Annotated in this window: 5 protein-coding genes; 2 read left to right on the forward strand and 3 right to left on the reverse strand. The window is 50.3% G+C overall.

Features of this window, described 5'->3' with window-relative positions:
- Both L0156_24065 and L0156_24070 read left to right on the forward strand, forming a co-directional pair.
- Positions 1-1,449 (forward strand): CocE/NonD family hydrolase (locus L0156_24065; protein ID MCI0606075.1); only part of this gene is annotated, 1,449 nt, incomplete at its 5' end.
- A complete protein-coding gene (locus tag L0156_24070; protein MCI0606076.1) occupies positions 1,446-1,994 on the forward strand; it encodes a hypothetical protein in 549 nt (182 codons plus the stop codon). The genes L0156_24065 and L0156_24070, both read left to right, overlap by 4 nt.
- A gap of 71 nt (positions 1,995-2,065) precedes the next feature.
- Here L0156_24070 and L0156_24075 read toward each other — a convergent pair whose 3' ends face one another.
- From L0156_24075 to L0156_24085, 3 genes are all read right to left on the reverse strand, one after another.
- Positions 2,066-3,580: a radical SAM protein gene (locus L0156_24075; GenBank protein MCI0606077.1), complete on the reverse strand. Its 1,515-nt coding sequence runs from the start codon at positions 3,578-3,580 to the stop codon at positions 2,066-2,068.
- A 131-nt stretch (positions 3,581-3,711) separates the two neighbouring features.
- On the reverse strand, positions 3,712-4,782 hold the full coding sequence (locus L0156_24080; protein MCI0606078.1) for an MFS transporter: 1,071 nt from the start codon (positions 4,780-4,782) through the stop codon (positions 3,712-3,714).
- An 80-nt stretch (positions 4,783-4,862) separates the two neighbouring features.
- Positions 4,863-5,298 (reverse strand): hypothetical protein (locus tag L0156_24085; GenBank protein MCI0606079.1); only part of this gene is annotated, 436 nt, incomplete at its 5' end.

Here is a 5,298-nt window from a genome sequence, read left to right on the forward strand (position 1 = left end):
GACTATGTGATCGATGAAGCTTATTTTCGCAACAGGTTCGATACGCAACCCTGGATGATGACGTATAAGCGGCAGCAGCGTGATGGCCCGTTCTGGGACCGCACGACTCTCAAAGCACTGTACGATTCCATTCGTGTCCCAACGTTTGTAATCGGCGGCTGGTATGATGGTTACCGCGACAGCATTCCACGCATGCTGCAGAATCTAAAAGCTCCGGTCAAGGCGCTCATCGGACCCTGGTCACATGCTTTTCCGCATGATGCTTATCCGAAACCGGAAATCGAATGGCGACACGAAGCGGTCCGCTGGTATGACCACTGGCTAAAAGGCAAGGACACCGGAATCATGAAGGAACCACGTTTCGCAGTATTTGTTCGCGAATGGCACGCGCCGGTTCCCACTCTTGAGGAAGCACCTGGCAAATGGCGCTGGGAAGATGGTTGGCCGATCCAGCGAATCCGCTCGCACACGTTCTATCCGCAGCCGAATCATACGTTATTAGAAAGGCCCCCACAATCGGATATACACAAACTTCGCAATATTCCAACAACTGGAATCGAAGCGAGCGGTCCTGTGATGTGGTGGGGAGATGTTGCGCCCGATCAACGGCCTACGGACGCCTTCAGTCTTGTGTACGACACGGATGCTTTGAAAGAAGATGTGGAAATCCTTGGATTGCCTCAAGCAGTTTTAAATGTTTCCTCGGATGCGCCGCATGCAAACTGGTTCGCGCGTCTTTCCGATGTAGCACCGGATGGAACTGTAACTCTTGTAGCAGGAGCAGGATTTAATGGAACGCATCGGGAATCCGCAAAAAATCCAAAATCGCTGGAGCCCGGCACATCTTTTACGCTGCCGATTGAAATGCATTTCACTTCCTGGGTTTTTCCGAAAAATCACCGAATCCGTCTTTCGGTCAGTAACGCACAGTGGCCAATGTTCTGGCCGGCTCCTGATCAAGTAACCACTTCGTTATATTTAGGAGGGACCAAAGTTATATTGCCGATCGTGCCCTTTGAAAAAAGACCAGTGCCAGCCGCGTTCCTTCCACCTGAAAAAGAGAAGGACCTTCCGGAATTTATAACTCTGGATGAGGGAACAATTTCCGGCTATGGAGAAATAGGAACTGTTGAAAGAGATACGGCCAGTCGCAGCACAAAAATTCGGGCCACGAACAGCGGTGGAACCCGGTACCCATGGGGAACAGAGCGCTACACGGAAACAATCGTTCACGAAACATCAGACGATCATCCGGAGAAGACTCAGTTGCTCGGCAAGCACAACATAACCGTGGAGCTCAAAGACAGAGTTCTTACCTGGGAAGCGGAGCTATCCTTCCGCAGCGATCGCAAGAATTTTTACTACAGCTACAAACGCAAACTTCTTCAGGACGGCAAACTCGTCCGGGAAAAAACATGGCAAGATACGATTCCACGCGACCATCAGTGAACTGTAAAATTGTTTTTGCATTTCTGGTCTTCCTGACCGCCGCGGCATGTAACGATGATGACGGCGTTGGATCTAATAGAGTAGAGTCCCTTCCCGCCAACTTCAAACTGGAAGCGCAGGCTTCGGGAACCGATAGTGAAGGAACAACTGTCGATTGCCGTCTCGATTTTACATTCGAGCTGCGAAGCGAGACGTTTCGAGATGCAAACCGCGTTGTGTACAAAGGAGTTCACGGAGGAGAGGCGTTTAGAAGGATTCTTGACGAACAAGGAAACGGTTTTGCTTTTTTTGCCGACGCTTTCGGAGAAATGGAGGCGCATCTAAATATACGAACCGGGGCCACTGCACTGATCGCGCCGGTGAATGAGACTGCATCGAATCAATTCTGGCGGGAGCTGGCGCGTTTCGATGTGACGATGAACCGAAACGGCACCGGGCGAGGCACATGGACCTGCGCGCCTCTGGAAATCGATCAGGGCGGTTATGTCGACAATTCCATCTCCGTAGACGGTGTTTTCCGGATTGAACCAATCCAGGCCAATTGATAGGGAGATCAGAGGAGATTTGAATTAGATAGGGAGATAAAACCAGTTTTTATCCCCATATCTGGCCAGATCTAAGTGGTTTGTTTGCGGAAGAAACTGTTATGAAAGTAGACCGCGCTCTTAAGGGCCAGGGAGGGAAGGAATTTCATTTTCCGGGTCTTAACGGAATCAGCTGAGAAACCGGAACCGGCATAGAGAGCTTTGAATCCCAGACAAGCGAGCGTGTACCAGATTTTCCCCATAACAGGCCACTTTGTTGCCGCTGCGCGCTTGCGAATTTCTTTCAGGCTGTAAAAGCTGGCCCAACTCTTTCTGATCTCTTTGACCAGCGTAGTGCTGTCGATGTTCTGGTGTTGAATCAGAACGGCAGGTTTTTTCGGATCTGTCCAATAGCGATCGTACAGGATCTTGTTCTTGTGTTTTGGTGGAACGGAAGAGTTTTGCAATCCATTTTTGTAATCCTGCATCATTTCAAAGAAATCCACGGTGCCGGGAAAGGGACTGTAGAGTGTAAATTGCGCAAGCAAGCTACCGGATGCTTTCGCAAATTCCCGCATGGTCGCAATGGTTTCAACGGTATCCGTTTCCAGACCGCAGATAATCGAGCTCAGTACAAAAATTCCATTTTGCTGAATGGTCCGTATCGTCTCTACCATTTTTTCGCCGACCGGATTCCACTGTTTATTTGCGGCCTCGAGTCCCTCCGCCGAAAAGGATTCCACGCCGATCAGCGCTGCGCGAACTCGCATCTTATCGTACATCCCTCTGAGATATTCAGGATCGCTTACAACTTCTGCAGTCATCTGAGTGAATCCGTAGATGTCCCGCGGAACAGCTTTGCTGTATTCTTCAAAGAACTGCAGGCGTTCCTCGCGAATCCTTTCGAGTTCCTTTCGCTTACTCGGACTGGTCTCGCGTTGAATTCTACCGATCGTAGCAGGATTAAAATTATCATCCGCAAATATCACATAACGGAAACCCATTCCGTAAAGAGTATTTACTTCTTCGATGATCTTGTCTGTGAGTCGCTGACGCGGCTGGCGGCCATCCGTAACCCATACGGAACAAAAGCTGCAATTCTCCGGACAACCGGCAACCGTCTGAACGGACGCAAACATGTACCGGTGAGGATCGAGCAAATCCCATCTGCCTGTCAAAAGCTGATCCCCCGGAATTTTTCCTCCGACATACAGCTTGTTCAGTTGTCCAGCCAATGCGTCCCGAACCGCTTTTCCCCAGACAACATCTCCGGCGCCGGTAATGACAGCATCCGCCCCCATCTCCATCGGCTCCTGCGGAAAAATCGTCGCGTGTATGCCGCCAACGATTACGGTTGCACCTCGTTTCTTTGCATCCCGGAGCACTCGATAACCTGGATTGCAGTTACCGGTGGTGATTCCGATTCCAACGATGTCCCCCGGCTCCACGATTTCCGGGTCAAACAGGTTCAACGATTCGTCCACAAGCACCGGATCACCGACGAGGTCGACGGGCGTAGCTTGAGCAATGACATAGAGCCACCGGGGAGCGATAAAACTATATCCGACAGTTACACTCGCCGGATTTACAAGAATTACTTTTGGCATAGCACCTATAATGCGCCCCTGATCGTGGTGAGAGTATAACACTCATTCAAGCGGAGCAACAGGAAACCTCACCGTAACATTCCCAAATAATATAATGGAAGCAGGACACTAGCCAACACCATCGGGGAGATCTATCTCCGCTCCCTCACGAACGATAGAACAAGCAAAGCGAGCGCGGTTAGAGCCAGCGAAAAATAGAAGGGCGCTGTGAGCGCAACTTCATCCCACAAGAGTCCCGCGAAAAGGGACGCCGGAAGGCTCAGCAAACCGATGACCATCTGATAACCACCGAGGGAGCTCGCAACAAATTCCCGCGGTGCGAGCTCAGCAACAAACGCCTTTTGAACAGGCTCCAGACTCCCCTTATGCAATCCATACAACACGAAAGCTAAAAGAATTCCGGTCTTGCCACCTTGAACGATCAAGGCAACATTCACCAGTCCCCAGAAAACGAAGGCCAGATACAGAACCGGTTTTCTGCCGATGCGATCGGCAAGGCGTCCAAACGGAAGCGAGACCAATGCCGCAACCAGATTGAAAGCCAGATACAGAGCCGGAACCATGGGCGTTGAAAAACCTTCCCTCGACGCATAAACCAGCAGGAATGAATAACTGAAGGAAGCTAACGCAAGGAGTCCGCTGGAAACAGTAAACACTTTCAGGTCTCCGCCAAAATCACTCAACCGCACTCCGCGGTATATCTTTCGTTCCGTCTTCTGTTCCTTGGTCATAAAAACAATCAGAATCACAGCGAATGTAGAGGGAATTGCGGCAAGCGCAAAAAGCGAGCGGTAAGCAAGCATTTGAATCAGAAGAATGGAAAGAATCGTTCCAACCGTTGCGCCCAGATTGTCCATTGCCCGGAGAAAACCAAAGTTGCGTCCCCGGTTTTGATCCGTAGAAACATCGGAGATGATTGCATCGCGCGGGCTCCCCCGCATTTTTCCTGAGCGATCCAGAATCCGAAACGGAATCAAAACCTGCCAGGATGGCGCCAGAGCATAGCCGATGCGAGCCATGCTTCCAAACAAATATCCTAACCAAACAAAAATTTTTCTTTTTTGTACGCGATCCGAAATGTAACCGGATGCCGCTTGCGAGATCGAAACAACGGCGTCCCCCACTCCATCGATCAAGCCCAACACCGACATGTTGGCTTTCAGCACATTCGTCACAAACAATGGCCAAACGGAAAATACCATTTCGGAGCCCATGTCATGCAGAAAGGATGCTGACGCAAAGGTGTTTACCGTTCTCTTTGGATTGATTGGGCCTCCGGTAATTACTTCACGATGGGAAGCTCGAGAGAGCTGGGATGATCGCTGTCATGAAAAAGTTGGATGTGAGCCGTGCGCGCATCCTTCGCGCTTTCTTGCGCAACAATCCTGCCGGAATTGTAATTCTTCTGAAGATAGATGGTATTCGGGCAACGAATCAACAGCCGGATCCGGCTACCCTTCGCAATTTTGCGTGAGATAAAAGGAAAAGAATCAAACTGATACCGGTTCACTTCTCCAGGCTTGACCAGCTTCTCGTGCAAAAGTGAATCTCTATACCGCGCGCGAAGAAGATCCTCACTCAGCAGAATGCTTTTCCCTTCCCGCGCAATCTCATAAGCCGACACTTGAAAATCCGTATCAGGAACATCCATCGAAATCCACGCGATCAATTTCAAATGGCCGCTGACTTCGACCGGTTCGGCAAAGGGTTCACTATGA

This window comes from bacterium, assembly GCA_022616075.1.
In the GTDB taxonomy this organism is placed as follows: domain Bacteria; phylum Acidobacteriota; class HRBIN11; order JAKEFK01; family JAKEFK01; genus JAKEFK01.